Origin of the sequence: Brevibacterium moorei (genome assembly GCF_024580735.1) — a bacterium.
Classification (GTDB): domain Bacteria; phylum Actinomycetota; class Actinomycetes; order Actinomycetales; family Brevibacteriaceae; genus Brevibacterium; species Brevibacterium moorei.
In genome coordinates, this window is record NZ_JANIJX010000008.1 from 24,867 (window position 1) to 49,571 (window position 24,705).

Annotated in this window: 19 protein-coding genes; 14 read left to right on the forward strand and 5 right to left on the reverse strand. The window is 70.0% G+C overall.

Going from position 1 to position 24,705, the window contains the following annotated elements; translation table 11 throughout:
• Positions 1–152 precede the first annotated feature (152 nt).
• Together NQ034_RS07210 and NQ034_RS07215 are read left to right on the forward strand one after the other, a co-directional pair.
• The gene (locus tag NQ034_RS07210; protein WP_257047947.1) at positions 153–1,688 is read left to right on the forward strand and encodes an MmgE/PrpD family protein; all 1,536 of its coding nucleotides are present in this window, start codon (positions 153–155) and stop codon (positions 1,686–1,688) included.
• A 101-nt stretch (positions 1,689–1,789) separates the two neighbouring features.
• A complete protein-coding gene (locus NQ034_RS07215; RefSeq protein ID WP_257047948.1) occupies positions 1,790–2,626 on the forward strand; it encodes a phosphosulfolactate synthase in 837 nt (278 codons plus the stop codon).
• A gap of 158 nt (positions 2,627–2,784) precedes the next feature.
• Here the strand turns inward: NQ034_RS07215 and NQ034_RS07220 are convergent, their stop codons facing one another.
• The 3 genes from NQ034_RS07220 to NQ034_RS07230 form a co-directional block, all read right to left on the reverse strand.
• Positions 2,785–3,192, reverse strand: coding sequence for a phage holin family protein (locus NQ034_RS07220; protein ID WP_257047949.1), 408 nt, complete (start codon positions 3,190–3,192; stop codon positions 2,785–2,787).
• A 150-nt stretch (positions 3,193–3,342) separates the two neighbouring features.
• A complete protein-coding gene (acs, locus tag NQ034_RS07225) occupies positions 3,343–5,298 on the reverse strand; it encodes an acetate--CoA ligase (RefSeq protein WP_257047951.1) in 1,956 nt (651 codons plus the stop codon).
• A 542-nt stretch (positions 5,299–5,840) separates the two neighbouring features.
• Positions 5,841–6,188, reverse strand: coding sequence for a hypothetical protein (locus NQ034_RS07230; RefSeq protein ID WP_257048034.1), 348 nt, complete (start codon positions 6,186–6,188; stop codon positions 5,841–5,843).
• Between the two features lie 81 nt (positions 6,189–6,269).
• Between NQ034_RS07230 and NQ034_RS07235 the strand changes: the two genes are divergently transcribed.
• The 9 genes from NQ034_RS07235 (at position 6,270) to NQ034_RS07275 (ending at position 14,243) form a co-directional block, all read left to right on the forward strand.
• Complete coding sequence (locus tag NQ034_RS07235) at positions 6,270–7,781, forward strand: hypothetical protein (protein WP_257048037.1); 1,512 nt, start codon at positions 6,270–6,272, stop codon at positions 7,779–7,781.
• A 139-nt stretch (positions 7,782–7,920) separates the two neighbouring features.
• Positions 7,921–8,934, forward strand: a complete 1,014-nt coding sequence (gene ssd, locus NQ034_RS07240; RefSeq protein WP_257047953.1) for a septum site-determining protein Ssd — start codon at positions 7,921–7,923, stop codon at positions 8,932–8,934.
• Positions 8,931–10,076 carry a TadA family conjugal transfer-associated ATPase gene (locus NQ034_RS07245; protein WP_257047954.1) on the forward strand — a complete coding sequence of 382 codons (1,146 nt, stop codon included), beginning with the start codon at positions 8,931–8,933 and terminating at the stop codon, positions 10,074–10,076. Before ssd ends, NQ034_RS07245 begins: the two co-directional genes overlap by 4 nt.
• Positions 10,077–10,137: 61 nt before the next feature.
• Positions 10,138–10,923 carry a type II secretion system F family protein gene (locus NQ034_RS07250; protein WP_257047955.1) on the forward strand — a complete coding sequence of 262 codons (786 nt, stop codon included), beginning with the start codon at positions 10,138–10,140 and terminating at the stop codon, positions 10,921–10,923.
• Positions 10,924–10,932: 9 nt separating this feature from the next.
• Positions 10,933–11,571, forward strand: a complete 639-nt coding sequence (locus tag NQ034_RS07255) for a type II secretion system F family protein (RefSeq protein WP_257047956.1) — start codon at positions 10,933–10,935, stop codon at positions 11,569–11,571.
• A gap of 181 nt (positions 11,572–11,752) precedes the next feature.
• Complete coding sequence (locus NQ034_RS07260; RefSeq protein WP_257047957.1) at positions 11,753–12,013, forward strand: DUF4244 domain-containing protein; 261 nt, start codon at positions 11,753–11,755, stop codon at positions 12,011–12,013.
• A 1-nt stretch (position 12,014) separates the two neighbouring features.
• A complete protein-coding gene (locus NQ034_RS07265) occupies positions 12,015–12,449 on the forward strand; it encodes a TadE family type IV pilus minor pilin (RefSeq protein ID WP_257047958.1) in 435 nt (144 codons plus the stop codon).
• Positions 12,446–12,829 carry an Rv3654c family TadE-like protein gene (locus NQ034_RS07270; RefSeq protein WP_257047959.1) on the forward strand — a complete coding sequence of 128 codons (384 nt, stop codon included), beginning with the start codon at positions 12,446–12,448 and terminating at the stop codon, positions 12,827–12,829. The genes NQ034_RS07265 and NQ034_RS07270 overlap by 4 nt, the downstream gene beginning before the upstream one ends.
• Before the next feature lie 166 nt (positions 12,830–12,995).
• Positions 12,996–14,243 (forward strand): DDE-type integrase/transposase/recombinase, encoded by a 1,248-nt coding sequence (locus tag NQ034_RS07275; RefSeq protein WP_257047960.1) that lies wholly within the window; start codon positions 12,996–12,998, stop codon positions 14,241–14,243.
• 103 nt (positions 14,244–14,346) lie between these two features.
• Here NQ034_RS07275 and sftH read toward each other — a convergent pair whose 3' ends face one another.
• Positions 14,347–16,824, reverse strand: coding sequence for a DEAD/DEAH box helicase (gene sftH / locus NQ034_RS07280; RefSeq protein ID WP_257047961.1), 2,478 nt, complete (start codon positions 16,822–16,824; stop codon positions 14,347–14,349).
• A 36-nt stretch (positions 16,825–16,860) separates the two neighbouring features.
• Between sftH and NQ034_RS07285 the strand changes: the two genes are divergently transcribed.
• Genes NQ034_RS07285 through NQ034_RS07295 form a run of 3 tightly spaced genes read left to right on the forward strand, consistent with a single transcriptional unit; the run spans position 16,861 to position 23,292 of the window.
• Positions 16,861–18,723, forward strand: coding sequence for an HSP90 family protein (locus NQ034_RS07285; protein ID WP_257047962.1), 1,863 nt, complete (start codon positions 16,861–16,863; stop codon positions 18,721–18,723).
• A complete protein-coding gene (locus NQ034_RS07290; protein ID WP_257047964.1) occupies positions 18,716–21,670 on the forward strand; it encodes a hypothetical protein in 2,955 nt (984 codons plus the stop codon). Before NQ034_RS07285 ends, NQ034_RS07290 begins: the two co-directional genes overlap by 8 nt.
• Positions 21,670–23,292 carry a DUF7059 domain-containing protein gene (locus NQ034_RS07295; RefSeq protein ID WP_257047965.1) on the forward strand — a complete coding sequence of 541 codons (1,623 nt, stop codon included), beginning with the start codon at positions 21,670–21,672 and terminating at the stop codon, positions 23,290–23,292. The genes NQ034_RS07290 and NQ034_RS07295 overlap by 1 nt, the downstream gene beginning before the upstream one ends.
• 7 nt (positions 23,293–23,299) lie before the next feature.
• Here NQ034_RS07295 and NQ034_RS07300 read toward each other — a convergent pair whose 3' ends face one another.
• Positions 23,300–24,664 carry a hypothetical protein gene (locus tag NQ034_RS07300; protein ID WP_257047966.1) on the reverse strand — a complete coding sequence of 455 codons (1,365 nt, stop codon included), beginning with the start codon at positions 24,662–24,664 and terminating at the stop codon, positions 23,300–23,302.
• Between the last annotated feature and the right edge of the window lie 41 nt (positions 24,665–24,705).

The window sequence follows — 24,705 nt, forward strand, 5'->3', positions numbered from 1 at the left end:
GACATCGAGATATTTTTGGTGAGGTAGGTCACTTAGGGGTTGCTAAATAAGCCATACCTATTAGATTAAGGAACGTAGATGTTACCTAAATCTATGGGCCCTTGATCGGTAGCTCTACGACAGCACAGAACATGCACTGTTGTGGAGGACCAATGACAACCATCGACGCAACACCGAACACGGCAACACCGAACGCCGCAGCACCGAAAACGGCGACAGCCGGAGAAACGGGCACAGCCGCCCCGGCCTCGGCCACTCCCGGCACCGAGGTCCAGCAACTGGCCGCCTTCGCAGCCAGTGCCGAGCTGGACGACATGAGCCCGCAGGCGCTCGAACAGCTGAAGATCCGGGTGCTCGACACCCTGGGCGTGGCCATCGGCGCACTCGACGCGGAACCGCTCAAGGCGATCCGCGGACTGCTCGGCGATCTCGAAGGGGATCGTGCGACCGCCCCCGCCGCGGCCGGCACCGAGTCCGGCGGCAACCTGGGGAGCCTGCGCTCCACCCTGATCGGCGGGGGATCGGCCAGCCCGGAGCGCGCCGCCTTCTACAATTCCGCACTCAGCCGCTACCTGGACTTCATGGACGCCTATCTGGCGCCCGGGGAGACCAACCACCCCTCCGATAACTTCGGAGCCGTGTTGGCGGCCGCGGAATCCGCCGGGGCCAGTGGGAAGGAACTGCTGACCGCCTTCGCGGTGGCCTACCAGATCCACACCCGCCTGTCCGATGTCGCGCCGGTGCGCGCCCGCGGCTTCGACCACACCACGCAGGGCGCCTTCGCGGCGGCGGCAGCGGCCGGGCGTGCCTTCGGACTGAGTGCCGGACAGATCGCCAATGCCGCAGCGATGGCGGGCACGGCGAACGTGGCCCTGCGGGTCACCCGGACCGGGAACCTGAGCCACTGGAAGGGCCTGGCCTATCCGCACGTGGCCAAGGAGGGAACCTGGTCGGCCATGCTGGCCGGCCGCGGCATCACCGGACCCGAGGAGGTCTTCGAGGGCAATAAGGGGTTCAAGGACTCCGTCGCCGGGGACTTCACGATCGACTGGTCCGCCGAGGACCTGGAATCGGTGGCCAGGACCATCATCAAGAAGCACAATGCTGAGATCCATTCGCAGTCGGCCCTGGACGCCGCTCAGGAGATCCGCCGGATCGACGAGTTCCACCCGGAGCGGATCAAGGCGGTGCGCCTGCAGACCTTCGACGTCGCCCATTCGATCATCGGCGGCGGCGAGGAAGGCTCCAAACAGCTGGTGCGCACCAAGGAGGAGGCGGACCACTCACTGCCCTGGATGCTGGCGGTGGTCCTGCTGGACGGGGAGCTGAACCCGGCCCAGTACGAATCCTGGCGCATCACCGCAGACGACGTGCAGGACCTGATGACCAAGGTGACGATCACCCCGCGCGATGACTTCTCCGCCCGCTTCCCAGCGGAGATGCCGGCCTATCTGGAGGTCGAACTGGACGACGGCACCGTGCTGCACGCCGAGGCCGACGCCTACGACGGCTTCACCACCCAGCCGCTGGACTGGACGGGGGCCAGGGCCAAATTCGACGCGGTCGCCGGCCCCTTTACTACGGACCGGCAGCGCGATGAGATCGCCGAGGTCGTCCACGGGTTGGAGCACCACACGACCGCCGACCTCACTGCACTGCTGGCGGGCGTGTCGACCGAACGGCTGTGAGCCGGACCCCGGCACCAGGGCCCGGATTCGCCGTCCGCACCCCGGCCCGAGCAGTACAGAACATCAGAACACCGAAACATCCGAACACGCAAGGAGACATCATGAGCAACGCCATCGACTTCGACACCTCGTTCAACTTCGTCCCGCGGGCCTACCGGCCGCAGAAGCCGCGCAAGGTCGGCATGACGGAGATCCGCGCCCCCTACTACTCCACCTACGGCACCCGGCACATGCAGGACGTGTTCGATGTGGCAGGCAACTGGATCGACGGGATCAAATGGGCAGGCGGCTCGTTCAGCCTGGTGCCCAAGGAGCAGGTCCGGAAGTTCAGCGACATCGCGCATGAGAACAACGCCTACGTGTCCTCCGGCGGCTGGATCGAAACGGTCCTGCGCTACGGCCCCGACGCCGTCGACCAGTACCTGAAGGAGGCCAAGGAGGTCGGCTTCGACGTCATCGAGATCTCCACCGGCTTCATCATGCTGCCGACCTCCGGCCTGGAGCGCCTGGTGGACAAGGTCGTCAAGGCCGGCCTGAAGGCCAAGCCGGAACTGGGCATCCAGATCGGCTCCGGCGGCGACTCCGGCGAGGCCGAACTGGCCGCGGAGACCAAGAAGGACGTCGGTGACCTGGTGGACCGCGGCAAGCGCGCCCTGGACGCAGGCGCCTCGATCATCATGATCGAGTCCGAGGGCATCACGGAGAACGTCACCGAGTGGAACACCGCGGCCGCTGCCTCCATCATCAACGGCCTGGGCCTGGAGAACATCATGTTCGAGGCCGCCGACGGCCCCGTGTTCGAGTGGTACGTGAAGAACTACGGCAATGAGTGCAATCTGTTCGTCGACCACAGCCAGATCCTGCAGCTGGAGGGGCTGCGCCAGAACATCTGGGGCAATAAGTCCACCTGGGGCCGCGTCATCAACCCCGCCCCGTGATCGCCATGACGCTGGCGGTGGCCGCCGCGGCCGCCACCGCCGTGTTCATCGCCCACGACACCGCCGATCGCGACTGATCCGGCGGGCCGCACAACAGCACAGGGCCCCGCACCACGTTTCCGTGGTGCGGGGCCCTGTGTGTGCTCAGCCCTGTGTGCTCAGCGGCGCGGACCCGAGGGGTTGCGCACCGCGCGGCCCAGCTGGCGGAACGCCCGCTTGGCACCGGAGATGGCGCCGGTGGGGGTCGGGTTGCCCTTCTTCAGCAGAGGCACGGCCACCAGCACCAGGACGACGGCGATGACGACCAGCAGGGCGAAGACGACCAGGAAGCTCAGCCACCAGGGCCAGCCGGCGCCCTCGTGCAGGGCGGCCGATACGCAGAACAGTGCTGCGAAGGACGACATGAACAGCAGGAATGCCGCAGCGCCAGCCAGGCCGCCGCCGATGCCCAGGTTCTTCGCGCCTTCGATGGCCTCGGACTTGGCCAGCGCGGTTTCCTCCTGGGCCAAAGCTTGGGCGTCCGACTTGATATCGGTGATCAGCTCGGAAAGGGACCGTTCGGCCATGTGGATGACTCCTCGTACGGGGTGCGCGGGATACGGGCCGCCGGGGCCCGCGCGGGCGCGGGATATATGGTTTCGCTGAGTCCAAGCCTAGCCGGAAACCTCCGCGCCCGCGTCAGGTGGTGGGCACAATCGTGTGACGATGCCCGCGACTCAGGCCTGCGAGTCGCGTACCTCACGGGCGATCGTGTCCATCACCGAGGCGTCGGCCAGGGTCGAGGCGTCGCCGACCTGCTTGCCCTCGGAGACGTCCTTGAGCAGGCGGCGCATGATCTTGCCCGAGCGCGTCTTGGGCAGTTCGTCGACGATGTAGACCCGCTTGGGCTTGGCGATCGCACCGATTTCGTGGCCCACATGGGCCCGCAGTTCCTCGACGGTTTCCGGCCCGGACTCCTTGCCCCCGCGCAGGATGACGAACGCCACCACGGCCTGCCCCGAGGTGTCGTCGGCCGCACCGACGACCGCGGCCTCGGCCACGGAGGAGTGGGAGACCAGGGCGGACTCGATCTCCGCAGTCGACAGGCGGTGCCCGGAGACGTTCATGACGTCGTCGACGCGGCCCAGGAACCAGATGTCGCCGTCCTGGTCCTTGCGCGCGCCGTCTCCGGCGAAGTACATGCCGGGGAAGCGCGACCAGTAGGTCTCCTTGAACCGCTCCGGATCGCCGTAGACCCCGCGCAGCATCGCCGGCCACGGTTCGGTGATGACCAGGTAGCCGGCCTCGCCGTTGCCCACCGGCTTGCCGTTGTCGTCGACCACGTCCACGCTGATGCCGGGAATGGGACGCTGGGAGGAACCGGGCTTGGTCGCGACCACGCCGGGCAGTGGGGCGATCATATGGGCGCCCGTCTCCGTCTGCCACCAGGTGTCGACGATCGGCGCCTTCTCCTGGCCGATGACGCGGCGGTACCACATCCAGGCCTCGGGATTGATCGGCTCGCCCACACTGCCCAGCAGCCGCAGGGAGGACAGATCGTACTTCGCAGGAACGTCCTCGCCCCACTTCATGCAGGTGCGGATCGCGGTGGGCGCGGCGTAGAGGGTCGTGACCTTGTACTTCTCGACGATCTCCCACCAGCGGCCCTGGTGCGGGGTGTCCGGGGTGCCCTCGTACATCACCTGGGTCATGCCCATGGACAGTGGGCCGTAGGCGATGTAGGAGTGCCCGGTGATCCAGCCGACGTCGGCGGTGCACCAGTAGACGTCCGATTCCGGCTTCGCGTCGAAGACGTACTTCATGGAGTACGTGGCCTGCGTCAGATAGCCGCCGGAGGTGTGCAGGATGCCCTTGGGCTTGCCCGTGGTGCCGGAGGTGTAGAGGATGAACAGCGGGTGTTCGGAGTCGAATGCCTGCGGGGTGTGCTGCTCGGACTGGCGTGGGACCACATCGTCCCACCACAGGTCGCGGCCCTCGACCCAGTCGACGTCCCCGCCGGTGCGCTTGACGACCAGCACGTTCTCAACCGGGGTGTCCCCGGGGGACAGTGCCGCGTCGACGGTGCCCTTGATGTTCGAGGCCTTGCCGCGGCGGTAGCCGCCGTCGGCGGTGATGACGAGTTCGGACTGGGCGTCGAGCACGCGCGAGTGGATCGCGTCGGCGGAGAAACCGCCGAAGATCACGGAGTGCGCGGCGCCCAGGCGGGCGCAGGCCAGCATGCTGATGACGGCCTCGGGGATCATCGGCAGGTAGATCGCAACACGATCGCCGGCCTTGACTCCCAGTTCCGTGAAGGCGTTGGCGGCCTGGGCCACGGCCGAGGTCAGTTCGGCATAGGTGTAGGTGCGGGTGTCGCCGGGCTCGCCTTCGAAGTGCAGGGCGACGCGGTCGCCGTTGCCCGCGGCCACGTGCCGGTCCAGGCAGTTGTAGGCGACGTTGAGCTTGCCGTCGGGGAACCACTTGGCGAAGGGCGCATCACTCCAGTCCAGGGTCTGGGTGAAGTCGGTTTCCCAGTCGATGAGTTCGCGGGCCTGCTTCGCCCAGAAGCCGAGGCGGTCGGCCTTGGCCTCCTCGTACAGGTCCTGGGTCCCGTTGGCCTGTGCCACGAAGGCCGCCGACGGCGGGAATTCCCTGGTTTCGGTGGACAGGGTTTCGATATTCTGTTCGGCCACTTTTCATACCTCCCGGCATCGTTGATGGGTGTTGAGGTGGTGCTTCCGCTGCCAAGGATACTCGTTTCGCAGTTGCAGCCATGTTGCGCGGGCCTTGCTTGCGCCGTGGTGGTCCATGTCTCTTTCAATACGTTTGACCGGGCGCGCTGCGGCGAAGGATGAGAGGATGGAAGTCGGCAAGCCGCCAATCGGGCGGGACAGCGGAGCCGTCGCCGGTGCCTGGCGCCGGTGGCGACCGAATGCGATCCGAGGAGAGTCATCCCATGAGCACTCCGAACCAACCCGGCCCTCAGGGATCGGGACCACAGCAACCAGGGCAGCCGTACCCGGGTCCCGGCCAGGACGGCCGGCAGTACCCCGGGCAACCGGGACAGGCGGGACAGCCCCAGTACGGTCAGCCGGGCCAGCCGGGGCCATACGGGCAGCCCGGAGCAGGGCAGCCCGGACCCGGACCATATGGTCAGCCGGGACTGGGGCAGCCCGGACCGTGGGGCCCCCAGCCCGGACCCGCGCCCTATGGGCCGCAGTCGGGTCCCTATGGCTCACAACCCGATCCCTATGGCGTCCAGCCCGGCCAGCCCCAGCCCGGGCAATGGGGTCCGCAACCAGGCAATCCGGGGCAGCCCGGACAGCCGGGGCCCGGCCAGCCCCATGCCGGCCAGCCTGGTCCGGGCCCAGGGCCTGAGGGATTCGGCCCGCAGGGACCAGGGCCCCAGGGCCCCGGACCTCAGGGATCCGGACCCGAGGGGCAGGGTCAGCCCGGTCCCGACCGTGAAGCGCAGGCAGCGGGTCCGTTCGGACCTGGGCCTCAGGGACCCGGACCCCAAGGACCAGGACCCGAGGGATTCGGCACCCAGGGCCCCGGACAGCAGCCGCCGGTCGGTTCTCAACCCGCCCCCGGGCCATACGGCTCCCAGCCCGCGCAGTACGGTTCGGCTCCCGGCGGCTTCGGCCCGGCCGGGGCCTCGCCGGTGGGCTCGCAGCCCGGCGCACAGCCCTATCCCTCGGGCCCCCAGGGCTACCCCTCGGCGGGCGCGCCCTATGGCCCGGGTGGTTCGGCGGGCCCCGCCGGGTTCGCACCGATCGCCACTCCACCCAAGCCCAAGCAGCCCGGCATGCTCTTCGGCTCCTTCTCCCTGCGCGATCTGCTGTTGTGGATCGCAGGGCTGTTCGCCCTCCTGTCGCTGGTGCTGCCGTTCCGCCGCTTCTCCGTGGCCGGCAACGCCTACTACGACGGCTTCAGCGAGTCGACATTCATGTGGCACTGGAACGTCGTCTACCTCAGCGCGATCGTGTTGGGCGCGCTTCCGCTGATCGCCGCCGCAGTGCTCTCGCTGTTGAACAAGACGGCTGCGGGCTTCCCCCGGCGCTTGGGATCGTTGGGCATCGACCAGGTCATCTCAGTGCTGACCAGTGTGTCCTTCGCGATGAATATAATCTTCCTGTTGACTTCGGCCCCGTACTTCCACATCGGCGGGTTCCTGCTGCTGCTCGGTTCCCTGGTGGGCTTCTTCGCGGGCGTTTTCACGATGATCCCGTTCTTCGCCGCGGAATTCCAGGCGCGTGAAGAGGCTCCTGCGGCGCCCAAGGCCCGCGGCTTCGCGGCCCAGCCGGCCGCACCCGGCGCGTCTGCCGCGCCGAGCGGCTCCTACGGTCCCGCCGCTCCGGCAGCCCCCGGTGGTCCCGCCGCTCCGAACGGTCCCGGGGCGCAGACTCCGGCGGGCTCCGGCCCGAACACCCCGGCCCCGCAGGCGCCGGGTGGCGGAAACGAGTGGGGCCCCTCTGCCCCGGCGTCCCAGGATGCGGGCGTCCCCGCGGCCGGGTTCCCCGGCGCCGAGGGCCCTGCGGATCAGCAGCCGGAGGCCGAACAGGCATCATCGGCCGCACCGTGGGGCGGCATCGATGAGCAGGCGTCTGCCGAGCAGACCGCTCCCGCCGCGGACAACGGGCCGGACGATGCCGCGACATCGACCGAGGCCGAACAGCCTGCCGGGCAGCAGTCCGCCGAGCAGCCGTCCGCCGAGCAGCCCGCTGTCACGGACGATGCGGCCGATCGGCCCGACCCCGAGGCGACCCTCGCCTTCAATCCGCTGCGTGAGGACTCCGCTTCCGCCGCCGACCCGGGTGTGACCGCCGCCGCGGATTCCGCTGACCGGGCCGAACCCGGTATCGGCATCAAGGCGCAACCGACCGCCGCCCAGCAGGCCGCCGAGGCCTCGGCGGGCGAACCGGCGGCACAGGCCTCGGCGGCGGACCAGGGACCTGCCACGGCCCAGCCGGCCGCGGGCGGGCAGCCCTTCTGGTTCGCCGTCGGCACGGTGCGCCCCGCGGTGGACCCCGGCACCGGGGCGACCGTGTTCATGGTGACCCCGGGCGAATGGTTCCTGGCCCTCGAAGAGCGGCAGGGCTCATTCCTGGTGCAGAACAACGGAGACGCCCGCACCGGCGTGCTGCGCGATCTCAGCGATATTCAGCGCGCCTGACTCGGATGTGAACCGATAGGCACTCGGCTGGGGATCCCCTGCCGATCGACGCATCAGCGGCCTGTGGACGACGAGGGTTCGTCCACAGGCCGCTGATGCGTCGATGGCCGAATTCCGGGGACCGGCCCACGCTGGGGGCATGTCTCGAATCGTGCTCTTCAGCCAATTGACCAGCCTGTCAGAACACTGCGCCGCCCTGGCCGACGGCATCGGCCTGAGCCTGGACGTCCGCGCCCCCGACGCAGGCGGCTGGCAGGACGCGGTCCTGGTCCTGCTCGGCGAGGACGTCGCAGTGCGCCCGGCCATCAGCGGGCCGGCCACGGTCCTGGTATCCCTGTCACCGGCCTCGGCGACATGGGTGCTGGCGGCCAAACTGGGCGTCGACCACGTGGCCGTCCTGCCCGATGCCGCCGAATGGCTCACCCAGCGGATGATCCAGGCGGTCGAACCCGCCAGGGAATCCGCACCCACCTACGGCATCATGGCCGGCTGTGGGGGTGCCGGCGCCAGCGTCCTGGCCTGCGCGCTGGCCCGCCACGGCGCGGAATCCGGTCTGTCCACGGTACTGCTCGATGCGGATCCGCTGGGCGGGGGACTGGATCTGCTGTTGGGCTGCGAGGACGCCGAGGGCCTGCGCTGGCCGTCCCTGGCGGCCTCCCGCGGCAGGCTGCTGCCCTCGACCCTGACCCAGGCACTGCCGCGCGCCGGCGACCTGGCGATCCTGTCCTGGGACCGCCACGGCGTCGACGATCTGGCAGCCGAGGTCTTCGACACGGTCCTGTCCGCCGCCCAACAGGCCTTCGATTTAGTCGTCGTCGACCTGCCCCGGCACACGCCGATCGACCGGGTCCGCGCCTGCCACGAGGTCGTTGTCGTCACCCCGGCCCGCGTCCGCGCAGCCGTGGCGGCCTCCCGGGTATCCGCGCGCCTGGCAGGGGTCCACGCCTCCGTGGGGCTCGTCGTGCGCCAGACCGGCCGGGCGGGCCTGGACCCGCAGGTGGTCGCCCAGACCATGGGACTGGACCTGCTGGGCACCCTGCGCGATGATCCCCAACTTGCCGCCGGGGTGGACCGCGGCGACGGCCTGCCCGGGTCGCGGACGCACCTGGGCCGGCTGGCCCAGGACCTGCTGGGCCGGGTGACGGGCGCATGAACGACTGGATCGATGCGGGTGTGATCGAGGATGTGCGCACCTATCTGCTGGAGAACCCCGGACCCATCACCCCTGCCACGGTTGCCACCGCGCTGGCCGGGACCGGACGGGTGCTGGGAGCCGCAGCGGTGCTGGAACTGGTGGGCCGGGTCTCGGCACAGTTGGCAGGGGCCGGACCCCTGCAGCCGCTGCTGGACCGCCCCGGGACCACCGACCTGTTCGTCAACGGCCCCCACGATGTGTGGATCGACGCGGGCGCGGGCCTCGAACCCGTGCCCATCTCCCTGGGCACCGAATCGGATGTGCGGGCCCTGGCCGTGCGTCTGGCCGGGCTGGGCGGGCGCCGCCTGGACGACGCGGTCCCGTTGGTCGACGTGCGGCTGCCCGACGGGGTGCGGCTCAACGCCGTCATCCCACCGCTGTCGGGTGAGACCACGGCCCTGTCCTTCCGCGTCCCGCGCTCGCGCGGCTTCACCCTGGCCGAACTGGTCGACACCGGGGGTCTGGAGGCCGAGGTCGCGGACGTACTGCTGCAGATGCTGCAGTCGCGGATGAACTTCCTGATCTCCGGGGGCACGGGCACCGGCAAGACCGCCCTACTGGGGGCGCTGCTGGCCGAGGTCGACCCCGGTGTGCGGATCATCGTCGTCGAGGACTCCCGCGAACTGGTCATCGCCCATCCGCACGTCGTCCAGCTGGCCGCCCGCCAGGCGAACATCGAGGGCGCCGGCCTGGTGTCCATGGCCGACCTGGTGCGCAACGCCCTGCGGATGCGGCCCGACCGCCTGGTGGTGGGCGAATGCCGTGGCGCCGAGGTCCGCGATATGCTCACCGCTTTGAACACCGGCCACGAGGGCGGCTGCGCGACCCTGCACGCGAACACCGCAGAATCCGTGCCCGCCCGGCTCGAGGCCCTGGGCGCCCTGGCCGGGATGAGTCCCGCCGCCGTGCGCGCCCAGGCCGCAACCGCGATCGACGCGGTCGTCCACGTGCGCCGCACCGGAGTCCGGCGCCACGTGGAACAGGTCGCCGTTCCGGATGCCACCGGTTCAATGGAGCCCCTGTGGCTTGCCGGCAGGGGTTTCACCGCGGACGGACGGGCCCGGTTCCGCGGGCTGTGCGCCGAGCGGGACCGGGACTGATGGGACAACCCGGAGTGAGGATAACCGGTACTGGAGACAACAAGGACCCGAGGAGGCCACTGTGCTCACGCCCATTCTGCTGATCCTGGCCGTCGGCTGCGGAGGCCTGGCCGCCTGGCTGCTGCGCGACAGGTCGACCGAGCGCCTCCGCGCCCTGGCCCGCGGCACCGGCGGGCACCTCGGCCAGGAGACCGCCACCGGTGGAAACCGCGACATACAAGGGGGAGCCGGGCCGGGTGGACCCACGCGGGACGGGCCCGGCGCCGTGCGAGGGCACAAGCGCCGCGACAAAGACGCCGACCCGGCCGAACCCGCGATCGCCATCGTCGACCGGTGCACCGCACTGCTGCGCGCCGGAGTCGCCCCGGCTCATGCCCTGCGCCAGGTGGCCAGGGCGGGCACCGAGCCCGGGCTGCGGACTCTGTTGGAGAAGGTGGCGCGCGCTCTGGAACTCGGGCAGGCCCCGCATACGGCGATCCGGGCCCAACTGGCCCGGGCCCGACCGGCCCCGCAGATCGCGCGAATCCTCGAGGGGATGGCATCCGTCTGGTTCGTCGCCCAGACCGCCGGCGCCCCGGCCGCCGAGATGCTGGGCCGTTACGCCGAATCCTGCCGTGCCCGGGCCGATTCGGAGCGCGAACGCGCGGTCGCACTGGCAGGTCCCCAGTCCACGGTCAGGGTGCTCACCTGGCTGCCCGTGATCAGTCTGGGCCTGAGCCTGCTGATCGGCACCAACCCGCTGGAGCTCATCACCGGTGTGCCCGGCGCCCTGAGCCTGGTCTGCGGGGTCGCGTTGCTGTTGGCCGGGCGCGCCTGGATGCGGGCGATGCTGAAAAAAGCGGAATAGGAGACGGCCATGACCTTCGCACTGTGCTGTGCCGCGGGACTTCTCATCGCTTGCGCAGTGTGCCTGTGGGGCAGCCCCGGCCACCGGCGGCTGCGCGGCCTGCTGGCGGCTGCAACGGTCCCCAGCGCTCGCCGGGCGGATGGGGCAGATGCCCCTGCCGAAGCCGGAGGCGCCGACGAGCCGGGCAAAGCCGGTGTGGCGGGCGGAACCGGTGAGCCCGGCAGAGGCGGAACGGCTACGGACCTGGCGTTCGAACTCGAACTCGTCGCGATCTGTCTGGACGCCGGCCTGCCGACGGCGCGGGCCCTGGAACTGGCGGCGGAGTCCCGTAGTACCGCAGGAGCGGGCCTGCAGCGCCTGGCCCGCGCAGTGGCACTGGGCGAGCCCGTGGCCGAGGGCCCACTGAAACAGGTAGCCGAGCTCATTGTGTTCTCCTCGACGACCGGTGTGGCCCTGGCACCGCTGCTGCGCGGACTGGCCGGGGACCTGGGGCGGGGCGAACACCGCAGACGTCAGCTGGCCGCCGCCCGACTGGGCACCCAACTGGTCATTCCGCTGGGCGTGTGCATCCTGCCTGCCTTCATTCTGATGGGCGTGGTGCCCGTGCTGTTGAGCCTGGTGGAGGACTTCGGAGGGCTATTCGGCTGAGCGCCCGAGCAGCACCGACGCATCGGCTCCTGTGGAAGCCGGGACGACCACGGCATCATCGGCCTGTGGACGGTGGGCGGGACTCCACAGCCGCGCGAATGCCCCTGGCGGTCTGGACACCCGGTGCGCAGACTCGGAACAACCCGGGCGATCCGGCACCGGGATTCGAAAGGAGAGAACCATGAACACCCACGCAGAGAACGAGAATCCGGAACCGGCACCGGTTCTTGAACCCGATGGGGTCACCGACCCGCCGGCGCCCCGGCACGCGCGACGCCTGGCCCGGCTGCGCTCGGATCGGGGCGCGACGACCGCGGAGTACGCGATCACCACGCTGGCCGCCTGCGGGTTCGCCGCACTCCTGGTCGTCATCCTCAAGAGCGAGCCGCTGCGCGATGCGATCACCGGGATCATCACGAACGCGCTGAAACTGGGCGGTTGAGATGAGCGGACACGGTAGCCCCGATCGGACCAGGACGGGAGGGACCGGAGCCGAACGGATCACCGCGGATCGGGCCGGTTCCGCCGGTGCCCGGTCCGATCGGGGCGCCGCGGCCGCGGAGTTCGCGATGATCATGCCGGCCATCGTGCTGATCATCCTCATGGTCCTGGGCACCGCGACCATCGGCCTGACCCAGCTCCAGGCGTACGAGGCCGCCCGGGCCGGTGCCCGCGAAGCGGCCCGCGGCGAGGCCTCGAGCGCGGTGACGAAGGCGGCGCAGGCCAAAGCGGGAAGTAGTGCGGCCGTGAAGATCACCCGTGACGGCGAGTACACGCGGGTGTCGGTGGAGATCGGACTGCCGGGGAGCCTGCACTTCATCAAACAGCGCGTGGACGCCACTGCGGAGGCGCGGACCGAGGGAGGGGGTGGATCATGAGGGGTCCCGACCGGCGCGGCGTTGGATCGGGCCGTGATCGTGGGTCCTCAACCGTTGTGAGCATCGGCATCATGCTGGCCTGTCTGGGTCTGATCGCCTCCCTGGGACTGATGTCGCGGGCCTTCGGCGCGAAGACCCGCGCTGACGCCCTGGCGGATTTGGTCGCCCTGGCGGCCGCCGACGCCGCTCGGGGCCGGGCACCGGGGGAGCCCTGCCGGGTGGCCAAGGAGATGACGGAGAAACGGGCGGGAGCGAAACTCGTCGAGTGCATTGCGCGCCCCGATCTGGGCCGCGTCACTGTGACCGTCCAGGTCAAGGCGCCACCGCCCTTCCCCGCGATCAAATCCAAAGCCGTGGCCGGCGGGACACTTTCCCGCTGAGCATTCCCACTGGATGATGTGAGGGACCATCGACTGACCGGTTCGTGCACATTCGAGCCCGAAAATCCGCTGTGAAGTCTCGGGACATCGTGACCACAGATGTCTCACAACATCGTGACCACCATGTCTCACCACATCATGACCATACCCATGGTCACGTGGACTCATGACCCGTGACTACAAGCCCACACAAGACCCGAACATCCGCCTGAAAGTCGCACAATTCCCCGACCCCGCCCCACACGGCGCGATCGGGGAATTCTGCACCCGCTACGGCGTCTCCCGATCCTGGTTCAAAAAAATCAGAACACGCGCGAAAACCCGCGGCATCAACGCCACCATCGAACCCGCCTCACGCGCACCGAAAACCCGACCGGGCGCAACCGACCAAACCACCATCGACCTGCTCCTGGCCAAACGCGAACACCTGAAAAAAGAAGGCTGGGACCACGGACCCCTGGCCGTCCTCGACCGATTGCAACGCGAAGGCATCACCGGCCTGCCCTCACGCGCGACCGTCGCCCGAATCTTCACCCGCTCCGGCGTCATCACACCAGCCCCGAAGAAACGCCCCAGAGCCTCCTACCACCGATTCGTCTGGCCCCGCTTCAACGACCTCTGGCAAATCGACGGGATGGACCACACCCTCGCCGACGGCACCCACGCCTGCATCATCGTCATCATCGACGACTGCACCCGCATGATCCTGGCCTCCCACGTCGCCGAAGGCGAAACCTCCGAAGCAGCCCTGACCACGGTCAAAACCGCCATCGACCGCTACGGGACACCCCAACGCTTCCTCTCCGACAACGGCACCGCGTTCAACGTCTCCCGCCGCGGACGCATCGGACAACTCACCACATTCCTGCAATCGCTGGGAGTGACGTGCATGACCGGCAAACCCGGCCACCCCACCACACAGGGGAAGAACGAACGCTCCCACCAGACCCTGCAGAAATACCTCGCCGCCCGACCAGCGGCCAAAGCCCTCTTCACACTCCAGGAACACGTCGACGCGTTCGATGCCGAATACAACCACCACCGCGGACACCAGGGCCTGGCAGGACTCACCCCGGCCGAACGGCACGCCGAAGTCCCCACCGCCGACCCTCCCATACCACCGGAACCCGTGGACACCGACGACTGGATCCAGCTGAGAAAAGTCATCCCGAAAACGGCAGCGATCCTCATCGACCGCGTCCGCTACCGGATCGGCAAGGACCACATCGGCACAACGGTCATCATCATGCACAACCTCCGACACGTCCACGTCTACGACGAGGCGGGAACGCAGATCCTGTCATTCATCAAACCCACCGACCCGCAGACCCACTACGTTGGAAACGGACGCCCCAGAGGATTCCTCAACGATCCGAAATACACGCATCGACCCGAGATGGACACGAAGTCATGAGACATCAATGGACACACCTGGTTGAGACATCACGTGGCCCCGATGTCCTGAGACATGACAGCCCGAAAATCCGCATGAACCGGCCACTGGATGATCGACCCACTCATCGAGTGTGCAGTAGGGCGCGCAGCAGGCGTCGGGCAGCGTCCTTGTCCAGTGGATCGTTGCCATTGCCGCACTTGGGCGACTGCACGCACGACGGACAGCCGGCCACACACTCACAGGACTCGATCGCCTCGAGCGTGGCCCGCTGCCAGGCGTCGAACCCGGCGAAACCACGTTCGGCGAAGCCTGCCCCGCCGGCCTGCCCGTCGTGGACGAACACCGTGGCCCGCCCCGTGTCCACGTGCATGGCAGTCGACACCCCGCCGATGTCCCACCGGTCGCAGCCGGCGAACAGGGGCAACAGGCCGATCGAAGCATGCTCTGCGGCATGCACCGCACCGGGCAGCTGCGCCTGATCCACTCCCGCGTCCTCCAACAGATCCGGTGGCGCGGTCCACCACACCGCATGGGTGCGCAGATCCCGGCCCGGCAGATCCAGCGGGAACTCGCCCAGGACCACGCCCGTGCCGTTCTGCTTGCGCTGATACCCGGTCACCTGTTCGGTCACGACGACCATGCCGTGGTTGACCGTGGCCCCCGAGGGCAGCGTGTAGGACTCCTCGCAGGACTCCACCGTGATCTCGCTGAGCGTGCGCGCCCGCGTCGAATAGTCCACCTTCTGCCGCACCACCAGCGCCACCCGCTCGGCCAGGTCCAGCTCGCTGACCACATAGCCCACTCCCTGGTGCAGGTACACGGCCCCGGCATGCACCTGCGCATGGGAGGCGGCATCGTCGATCGTGCCCAGCAGGGTCCCAGTGGCGGCCTCGACGATGCGCACCTGCGCCTGCCCCGAACCGCGGATATCGGTCAACGCGGCAGCGGACTCCGCCTTGGCCCAGAACCAGCCGGTCGGCCGGGCCCGCAGCATCTTCGCCGCCGTCAACCCGGCCACGACCTCGGCGGCACCCGGACCGAAGAACTCCAGATCCTCGACGGTCAACGGCACTTCCTGGGCCGCCGCGCACAGGTGCCCGCCCAGCACATATGGATTCTCCGGATCGATCACCCCGGCATCCACTGGGGCGCCGAAGATGGCCTCGGGATGATGGACGACGAAGGTGTCCAGGGGATCGTCGCGGGCGATGAGCACGGCCAGCCATTCGCGCCCGGCCCGGCCCGCCCGCCCCGCCTGCTGCCACAGGCTGGCCAGGGTGCCCGGCCAGCCGCACATGACGACCAAGTCCATCCCGCTTAAGTCCACGCCCAACTCCAGCGCGTTCGTCGAGGCGACCGTGTGCAGCCTGCCACCCCGCAAGCCCAGCTCCAGGGCCCGACGCTCCTCCGGCAGATACCCACCGCGGTAGGCCACCACCGTCCCGGCCAGCTCATCGGCGACATCGGAAACCTTCGTGCGCACGGCATCGGCCAGCACCTCGGTGCCCCGCCTGGAGGCGATGAAGGCGATCGCGCCCAGGCCCGCACAGGTCGAATCGGCCAACACGTCTGCGGCCTCCGATATCGTCGAGCGGCGCACCGGGGCGTCCGCCGGCAGTGCGCTCGCCGTGGCCAGGGCTGCGGGCCCGGCGGAATCCGCCCAGGGGTCGTCGAGGCCGGCCGCCTCCGTTTCGAGTCGGGCCTCCGCCGCCGCGGCCCCTCTGGCGAAACCACCACTGTCCCCGTCGTCCGGCCCCGCGTCGGCGAAACCCGCAGCCAGCGCGGCGTCGGCGGCCGGGGTCAGGGGCGGTTCCCACAGCACGAACGTGCCCGGCGCGCGCGGTGATCCGTCCTCGGTGATCTCCACCGCCGGACGTCCGGTGAACCTGGCGAAAGCCGCGGCCGGTTCGGCCATCGTCGCCGATGCCCCGATCACGGTGGGCGCGGCACCGTAGTGGGCGGCGATCCGCAGCAGCCGGCGCAGCACCAGTGCCACATGGGATCCGAAGACGCCCCTGTACCGGTGCGCCTCGTCGATCACGATATAGCGCAGCGCCTTGAACCAGCGGCCGAACCGGATGTGGTTCGGCAGCACGCTGCGGTGGAGCATATCCGGATTCGTCAGGATGAAATTGGCGTACATCCTGCCCCAGTCCTTGTCCGCCTGGGCGGCGTCCCCGTCGTATCCCACCGGCCGCAGGCCCTTGAGTGGCAGGCTCTTCAGCGCCCCCAACTGATCGTGGGCCAGGGCCTTGGTCGGGGACAGGTAGATGGCGGTGGCCTGACGCACCGGAATGTCATCGCGCGTGCGGACCACCGCATCCAGGATCGGCAGCAGATAGCCCAGCGACTTCCCGGATGCGGTGCCGGTGGCCATAACGGTGTCGTGCCCGGCATGTGCGGCATTCGCGGCGGCGGCCTGATGGGTGAAGGGCCGGGCGATCCCGGTGCGCTCGATCACGCCCCGGACCTCGGCGTGCAGCCAATCCGGCCAGTCGGCGTACCGGGCGGAGCGGGCAGGCAGCGCCTCGAGATGCGTCACCCGATCGGCTCTGGCGCCGTGGGCGGTGAGCAGGTCGATCAACTGGGAGGAGGCCATGGGGACTATTATCCCCGCCGCCGTTAGGCTGGATGGGTGACGAACGAACTTACCCGGCCCTTCCAAGTGCATCTGCGCGGGGTCGTCGAACTCCTGTCGCGCAGCATCTACTCCGGCCCGCAGGTCTATCTGCGCGAACTCATGCAGAACGCCCACGATGCGATCGCCGCGCGCCGCGCGGCCGACGGCGGCGGATCGCGCATGATCATCACCCCGCTGGGGCCGGGGCAGGACTATCTGCAGGTCGCCGACGACGGCATCGGCCTGACCGGCGCCGAGGTCTCGGACCTGTTGGCGACCGTCGGCCGTTCGTCCAAACGCGACTTCCTGGACCTGCCCAGGTCGGACCGCCTGGGACAGTTCGGCATCGGGCTGCTGTCGTGCTTCATGATCGCAGACGAGATCACGGTGCTCAGCCGTTCGGCCGCCGGCGGTCCCGGTGTGGCATGGACCGGCCGGGCCGACGGCACGTTCACGGTCCGGGAAACGGACGAGCCCATGCCGGTGGGCACCCGGGTGCGTTTGCGCCCGCGCGGGGACGATGCGGACCTGGCCAGGGAGAAGTCGGTGTTCGAACTGGCCCGGCGCTTCGGCGAGTACCTGCCCACCCCGGTCGACGTGGTGCGCGTCGACGGCCGGGAGCAGCGGATCAACCGCGCCCCCGTCTTCTGCAATCCGGCCCAGGCGGATGCCTCGGCGCTGCTGGAGCTGGGCGAGGAGCTGATCGGCGCGCGGCCCATCGAGGCGATCCCGCTGGACGTGCCCGCCACCGGTACCACGGGTGTCGCCTACGTTCTGCCCTATGCCCCGGCACCCGGTGCCCGGCAGGCCACCCGCGCCTATCTGGGCGGGATGTTGCTGTCGGAGCGCTTGGACGATCTGCTGCCCGAATGGGGCTTCTTCGTCCGCTGCGTCGTCAACACGACCGGTCTGCACCCCACCGCCGCGCGCGAGGCGCTCATCGAGGACGCCGCCCTCGACCTGACGCGCGACGCGATCGGTGACACCCTGCGCCGCTGGGTGCTCTCGATCGCAGCCACCCGGCCGGCGGCCCTGAGCGAATTCCTGGCCATCCACCAGCTGGGGCTCAAAGCGGTGGCCGTCCACGACGAGGAACTCGCCGACCTGCTGCTGCCGCACCTGCGGTTCGAGACCTCGGCCGGCCCCGCCCTGCTGACGGACCTGGTGCGCGCCCACCCACGGCTGCGCTACACGACCAGTGTCGACGAATTCCGGCAGCTCAGCCCGCTGGCCGCCCCCGACGCCCCGCTGGTCAACGCCGGCTACGTCTACGACGAGGCCCTGCTGCACCGGCTGCCCGAAATCGTGCCGGGCGCGGTGGTGGTGCCGGCCAGCGCGACGGAGCTGGTCGACGCCCTGGCCGAACCGCCGCTGGCCGAGCGCCCGGCGGTCACCGCCTTCGAGGCCCGCTGCACCGCGGCCCTGGACGATGTGGATACCGGTGTGACGGTCCGCTGCTTCGCCCCGGCAGACGTCGCGGCCGTCTACGTCGTCGACGGCCAGGTGCTCGAACAGACGACCAGGGCCGAGGTGGCCCGGGAGTCCGGCGGCCTGTTCGGTTCCCTGCTGAGCAAGTTGGCCGCGGCCCCGGCCGGGCCCGTGGGCCGCCTGTGCCTGAACTGGCACAACCGGCTGGTGCGCACCCTGGCCGAATCCACCGGACCGGCCTTCGCACCGACGGTGCGGGTCCTCTACGTCCAGGCGCTGATGGCCGGTCGGCGCAGCCTGGAGCGCGGCGACCGGCGGATTCTGGACCGGGCGCTGACCGACATCGTGACGCTGAGCGTCGAGAGCCCGGACCCGACGGGCAACGAGAGCCCGGACCCGACTGGCAACGGGACCGGGGACGGGACCGTCGAGGGGAGCGGCGATGAGTGAACAGAACATGGGCCCGGCCGAGCTGCTGGCCCGCGTCGACGCGCTGCCCTTCGGTCCGACCGGTCGTGCGCTGCTCGACGAGGCGCTGGAACTGGTGCGGGAGGCCGGGGACGAGGAGACCGAATACCGGGTGCGGATGCGCCTGGTGGCCTTCGCCGAAATGGGCGGCGACGTCGACGGCGTGCTGCAGAACTTCGCCTGGTGCGTCACCCACAACGAGTCCGACCCACAGCGCTTCCCGACGGTGGTCGACGACTGCGATCTGCTCTGGTATTACAAGTGGATCCCTGCGACCCTGGCCACCAATCCCGCCTTCCGGCTGGCCGACGTCTCCGATGCGCTGGCGGACATGGAACAGCGCTACCGGCGCGAGGGCGTGGGCCTGTCCGGGGTCTACCAGGCGCGCTTCTCCCAGGCCTACCGGACCGGCGATCTGGACATGGCGGAGGAGTACAGGCAGCTGTTGACCATGACGCAGCGCGATGAGTACAGCCACTGCGAGGCCTGCGAGCGCGCCGAACTGGTCGACTACTATCTGGAGCGCGGCGACGAGGCCAGGGCCCTGGAGTACTACGACGAGATCCTGGCCGGGCAGTTCAGCTGTGGTGAGGAGCCAGAATCCGTGATGGCCTCGGTCCTGGTGCCGCTGCTGCACGCCGGACGCGACGATGACGCGCTGTTCGCCCACCGGGCCGGCTACCGGATGGCCAAGGAGAACGATGCGCTGCTGCCGGTGGTGGCGGCGCACATCGAGTTCTGCGCTCTGACGGGGAACCTGTCCCGGGCCTTGACCCTGCTGGAGCGCCACCTGTCCCAGCTGGGCCACGACGCCCTGGACGTCGGCGGGCACTTCGGCGTGCTGACCCATCTGCTGACCGCGCTGCGGATCATCGCGGCGGCAGGCCACGGCTCGCTGACCGTGCGCGGCTCCGACGACCCCCGCCTGGTGCCGGTGCTCGGCGAGCACTCGGGGCCCTACACGGTGGACCAGCTGGCCGAGGTCGCCGAGGCCACGGCGGATCGGATCGCCACGGCCTTCGACCGCCGCAACGACAACGGGCGCTTCCATGCGCGCCTCGACTTGGCGCGGGTCCGCGTGGAGCAGGGCCGGGACCTGCCCTTCGGGATCCAGGTGCCGCCCGCGGCCCCACAGCCTGCCGCCCAGCCGCAGGACGCCGCCGGCTGGGCCGATCTGGTGGCCTGGCGGCTGATCGACGGGGACCTGGCGGCGGCGGACCGGGCGCTGCGGGCCGCCTTCGCCCTGGACCCGGAACCCGCTGACCGGCTCTATCTATGGCAGCTGGCCTGCGAACTGCACACAATCGCGGCGGACGCCGGCGCCCTTGACGATGAGTCCCTGGACCTGAGCCGGATGGCGCGCTCGGCCGACATCGCCCACACGGTGGCGATGCGCGTCGCCGCCTATGAGGCCCTGGGCCTGCCGGTCGAGGCCGCCTTCGAGCGGGCATACGGGCACCTGGCCCTGGGCGGGCCGGACGAGGACAAGGCGGAGGAGATCGGCCGGATCCTCGAAACGGAGTCGGAGTCGACCGAAACCGGACGGGGCCGGGCACGGCTGCTGCTGGCCCAGGCCAGGAACTTCCGGGCACGCTCCGGCGACCGCTCACTCGACGACGCCACCCGCGGGCAGATGGAATCCATGGCCTACGAGTTCTACCGCACGGCGCGCCTGGTCGCAGCCGCGGCCGGCGATGCGGATGTGGTGCGCACGGCACTGACCGGTGCGGCCTGGCTGGTGCCGATCGACGCCGATGAGGGCAGGACCCAGCTCGAACTGCTCGACGCCCTGGCGCAAGCGGGCCCCCGCGGTCCGCAGATCTACGACCTGGTCTATCTGCGCGCGGTCGCAGCGGCGGAGATCGACGGCGATGCCGAGGCGGCGGCCCGCCTGGCGGGCCAGGCCGCGGACGTGGCACTGGCGCACCGTGGCCTGCTGCCCCTGCACCAGGTCACCGGATTGCGCGCCCGGCTGCTGTTCAGCCTCGACCGCGGGCCGCAGGTGGCCGCCGCCCTGCACGTGTTCAATGCCTCGGCCAGGGAGGCCGGGCAGCCGGCGGACAGCCAGATGGTCGTATGGGAGGCCGAGAGCCTGCTGGGGGCCGGAATGGCCGAGGACGCGCTGGACCTCCTGAGCGACCTGGCCGACGGGCTCGAGGCCGATGAGTCGACGCTGCCGGGGGAGACGGCCCTGTCCCAGTACTGGCTGGGGGTGGCGGCGAACGCCTGCGAGTACTACCAGGCCGCCTACACCGCGTGGCTGCGTTCCCTGCTGGTGTCCCAGGCGGCCTCCGAACAGGCCCCGGAGCATCAGGACGCGCAGTTCGCGATCTCCTTCGGCGTCAAATCGGGCAGGCAGCTGATGGACCTGGCGCTGCGCGCGGAAGAGGAGGCGGAGGCCAGGCGGTTCGCCGCCCAGGTGCTCGAGCTGGCCGCCCGCTCGGCCGATACGACCCTGCTGGTGGCGGCCAAGCGCCACGTCGGCCGGGTGCTGGGCGAACTTGGCGATGAGGCCGGACTCGAGCTGCTGCGCACGGCGCTGGAGGACTCGCAGGAGGCCGGGCTGCATCCCTGGTACATCGCCGATGCCCGCGACACCTACGGGCGGACCCTGCTGCGGCTGGGCCACACGGACGAGGCGGTGCCCCAGCTGTTGCAGGCCGCCGATGGCTATCTGGGCACCGGTGACGAGGAGAACGCGGCCTATGCCGAATACGCCGCGGCCCAGGCACTGATCGCCGCGGACCAACTCGAGGATGCGGCGAACGTGCTCTCCGGTGCCCTGGACAAGGTGGTGGGTGTGCCCGGGCCCGCGCGCACTGCGATCGCCACCGTCTACGCCGGCGTGCTGGCCACGCTGGGCCGCAATGTCGAGGCCGGGCGGATCCGGGCCTATATCGACGTCGACGAACCGATGGAGGAGGCATGATGGCGGAATCGGCAGAGATCCCGACGGATAGCACCCCGGCCACCCCCGCGGTGCCGGAGCCGGACCGCGGCACCCTGGCCGCGCTGCGCGGCGTGCTCGCGGACACGAACTTCACCCCGGCCGGGCTGCGCGGGCACTGGGGCACCCGGATCGAGGCGGCCCTGGAGCGCAACAACGCCGCCCCGGCCCTGTGGTTCACCCGCGGGGCCAAAGCCGGACTGCCCGTGCTGGCCCGGCTGTTCGTGCTCGACGCCGGAGTCGACTGGGCCGCGGCGGAGGCGACCTTCGGCGCCGACCTGCTGCGGGACCTCGGCGGCGCCGGCCTGCTGGTCGAGGGGCCCGACGGCATCCACGCCACCCTGGACCTCAAGCCCTATGCGGTGCCCGTGGGCGTGCCCCGGTACTTCCCCGACGGCAGGCCGGCCGGCGATGTGCTCTACCTGTTCTCCGACCACGGGACGTTGACCCGCGGCGAGGTCGCGGGCGATTTCGTGCTGGGCCTGGGCGGGGCCGGGCGCACCCTGGTCGAGATCACCCCGCGCCGGCCGGTCGAACTGGCAGCCGACATCGGCTGCGGCTGCGGCATCCAGGCCCTGCTGCTGGCCAGGCATGCCCGGCGCGTGGTGGCCACGGACGTCTCCGAGCGCGCCCTGGCGATGACCCGGCTGGGCGCGGGCCTGGCAGGGCTGGACAATATCGAGACTCGGTTGGGCTCGCTGTTCGAGCCGCTGGACGAACCCGTGGACCTGCTGGTGTCCAATCCGCCCTTCGTCATCACCCCGCAGGGCCACACGCAGACCCTGGAGTACCGCGACGGCGGGAAGCCCGGCGATGAGCTGATGCGCGCGGTCCTCTCCGGCGCGCCGGAACACCTGCGTCCCGGGGGACAGACGGCCTTCCTGGGCAACTGGGAGTCCGATCCGCTGGCCTGGATCACCGCCGACGACACCGACGTGATGATCATCGAACGCGAACGGCTCGACGCCGTGGCCTATGCCGAGACCTGGATTCGCGATGGCGGGGTGCCGCGTGCCTCACGGCGCTGGAACGCCGACACGGCCGCCTGGCTGGAGGACTTCCGGGCACGCGGAGTGTCCGAGGTGGCCTTCGGCTGGGTGCGCATGCAGCGGGCCGAGGACGGGTCGGTGCCCAGTGGGAGCGCCGAAAGTGCAGAGTCCGGCGAGACAGTCGGTGTGGGCGAGCCGCTGCGCCACCTGGAAGTCATCAGCGGGCCGCTGGGCGCGAACAACGCAGGGCTGGCACTGCACCTGGACACCCGGCTGGCCATGCTGCAGTGGCTGGCCGGTGTGGACTTCGCGGAGCTGGTGGGCACGAAGTTCCTACGCGCAAGCGATGTCACGGAGCACCGGCACTTCACCCCGGGCGCCGAGGAGCCGACGATGATCACCCTGGAGCAGGGCACGGGATTCGCGCGGACCTTCGACACCGACACTGCGCTGGCCGGGTTCGTGGGGGTGGCCGATGGGACGCTGACCCTGGGCCAGGTGGGCGCGGCGCTGGCGCAACTGTTGGGCGTGGACGCTGCGGCCCTGACCGCGCAGTTGGCCGAACAGCTGCACACCCTCATCCCCGCCGGCATCGTCTACCCCGCGGGGGAGTAACCCGGCGTCAGTCGCGGACCCAGTGGCCGGGATCGGGTTCGTCGCACCAGCGCCAGGTGACGGTGCGCCCCATCCGCTGGGGTAGGTCGTGCAGCCAGAAGGTCTCATCGGGATTCCACCCGGCCATGACGGTCGCCTCATTGCCGTGGCCGATCCGCTTGTCACCTGGCAGCCAGCCCATTCCGCCCACGGGCAGGGCGCGCCCCGCGGTGCGCAGATAGCCCGCCAGGCTCACGTGCACGGCATCGTAGTGTTCGGCCACCTGCTGCCAGTCCGGGATGAGCCAGCGGACATCGCGGCCGGTGGCCAGGTACCAGACATTGCGGCGGGAGGCGGAGACGTCCAGGGGGAAGCGCCGGACCAGGACGACCCAGTCCTCGGGCGTGTGGATCTCGTGGATCCGCATGGCCGAACCGACCGGGGGCAGACAGGCGGTGACCCGTGCGGTCTCCGGGTCGAAGGAATCCTCCACCAGATACAGTTCGCTGGGCCCCGGCGCCAGGGGATACGGGCCCGAGGTGGTGGTCAGGTTGCGCGGCGGGCACGACCACCATTCCCCGCCGGCCATCGCGCCGGGATCGCGTTTGAAGTGTTTGCGGTCCCGTTGTTCGGCGTCGACCGTCTGGGACCACCAGTCCAGCAGGACGGCGGTGGCCGGCTGCGGATTGAGTTCCGACTCGGCAAGGGCCCCGGAGCCGGTGCCCGCTGCGGAGTCCGTGCCGGCTCCGGTTCCGGCCTCGGCCATATCCTCGTCCTCGATCCAGTCGACGGCGAACTGCTCACCGGGATCACAGACGGCCTCCCAGCCGTGCAGCGCGCCCGAGTCCACCAGGAGCCCTGCGACCCGGCGCAGGCATGCTGCGACCCGTGGGTTCTCCGCCAGCAGATCGTCCCCGTCGGGCTCCTGCCAGTAGCGGGCGTTGTTGATCGCAATGCCCCAGGCCTCGTCGAGCATTCCGGCGGTCGCCGCCGGTGCGAATTCGCCCAGCAGCCGCAGGGCGCGGCCGAGTGCCGCACCCGCGGCGGCCGCGGACCGCTGTGGGTCGGGGTCGTCATCCGGGTCGGGGGAGAGGGCCTCGGCCGGCAGCATGCTGTAGACCAGGCCGGAGCCCGGGCCGAAGAGGCCCCAGTCGCGCGGTTCGCGCGTCGAGTACCGGACCACGGTGGAACCGGCGCCCGGATCCAGCGCATATGAGGCCTCGCCCACGGTGGAGAACAGCTCCTTCAGTTCCCTGCCGATGCGATCGAGCGGCTTCCCTGAGCCGTCGGAGTGCGCGGCGAAGACCCGGCCCAAGGCCACCTGGAGGAACTCGAGGACCAGCCTGCGGCCGCGCGGGCCGTCGAGCAGATCCGCAGCACTTAGATCAGCCATATGGCCAGCCTACCTGCGTGGAGGGTGAGTGTCCCGCGTTC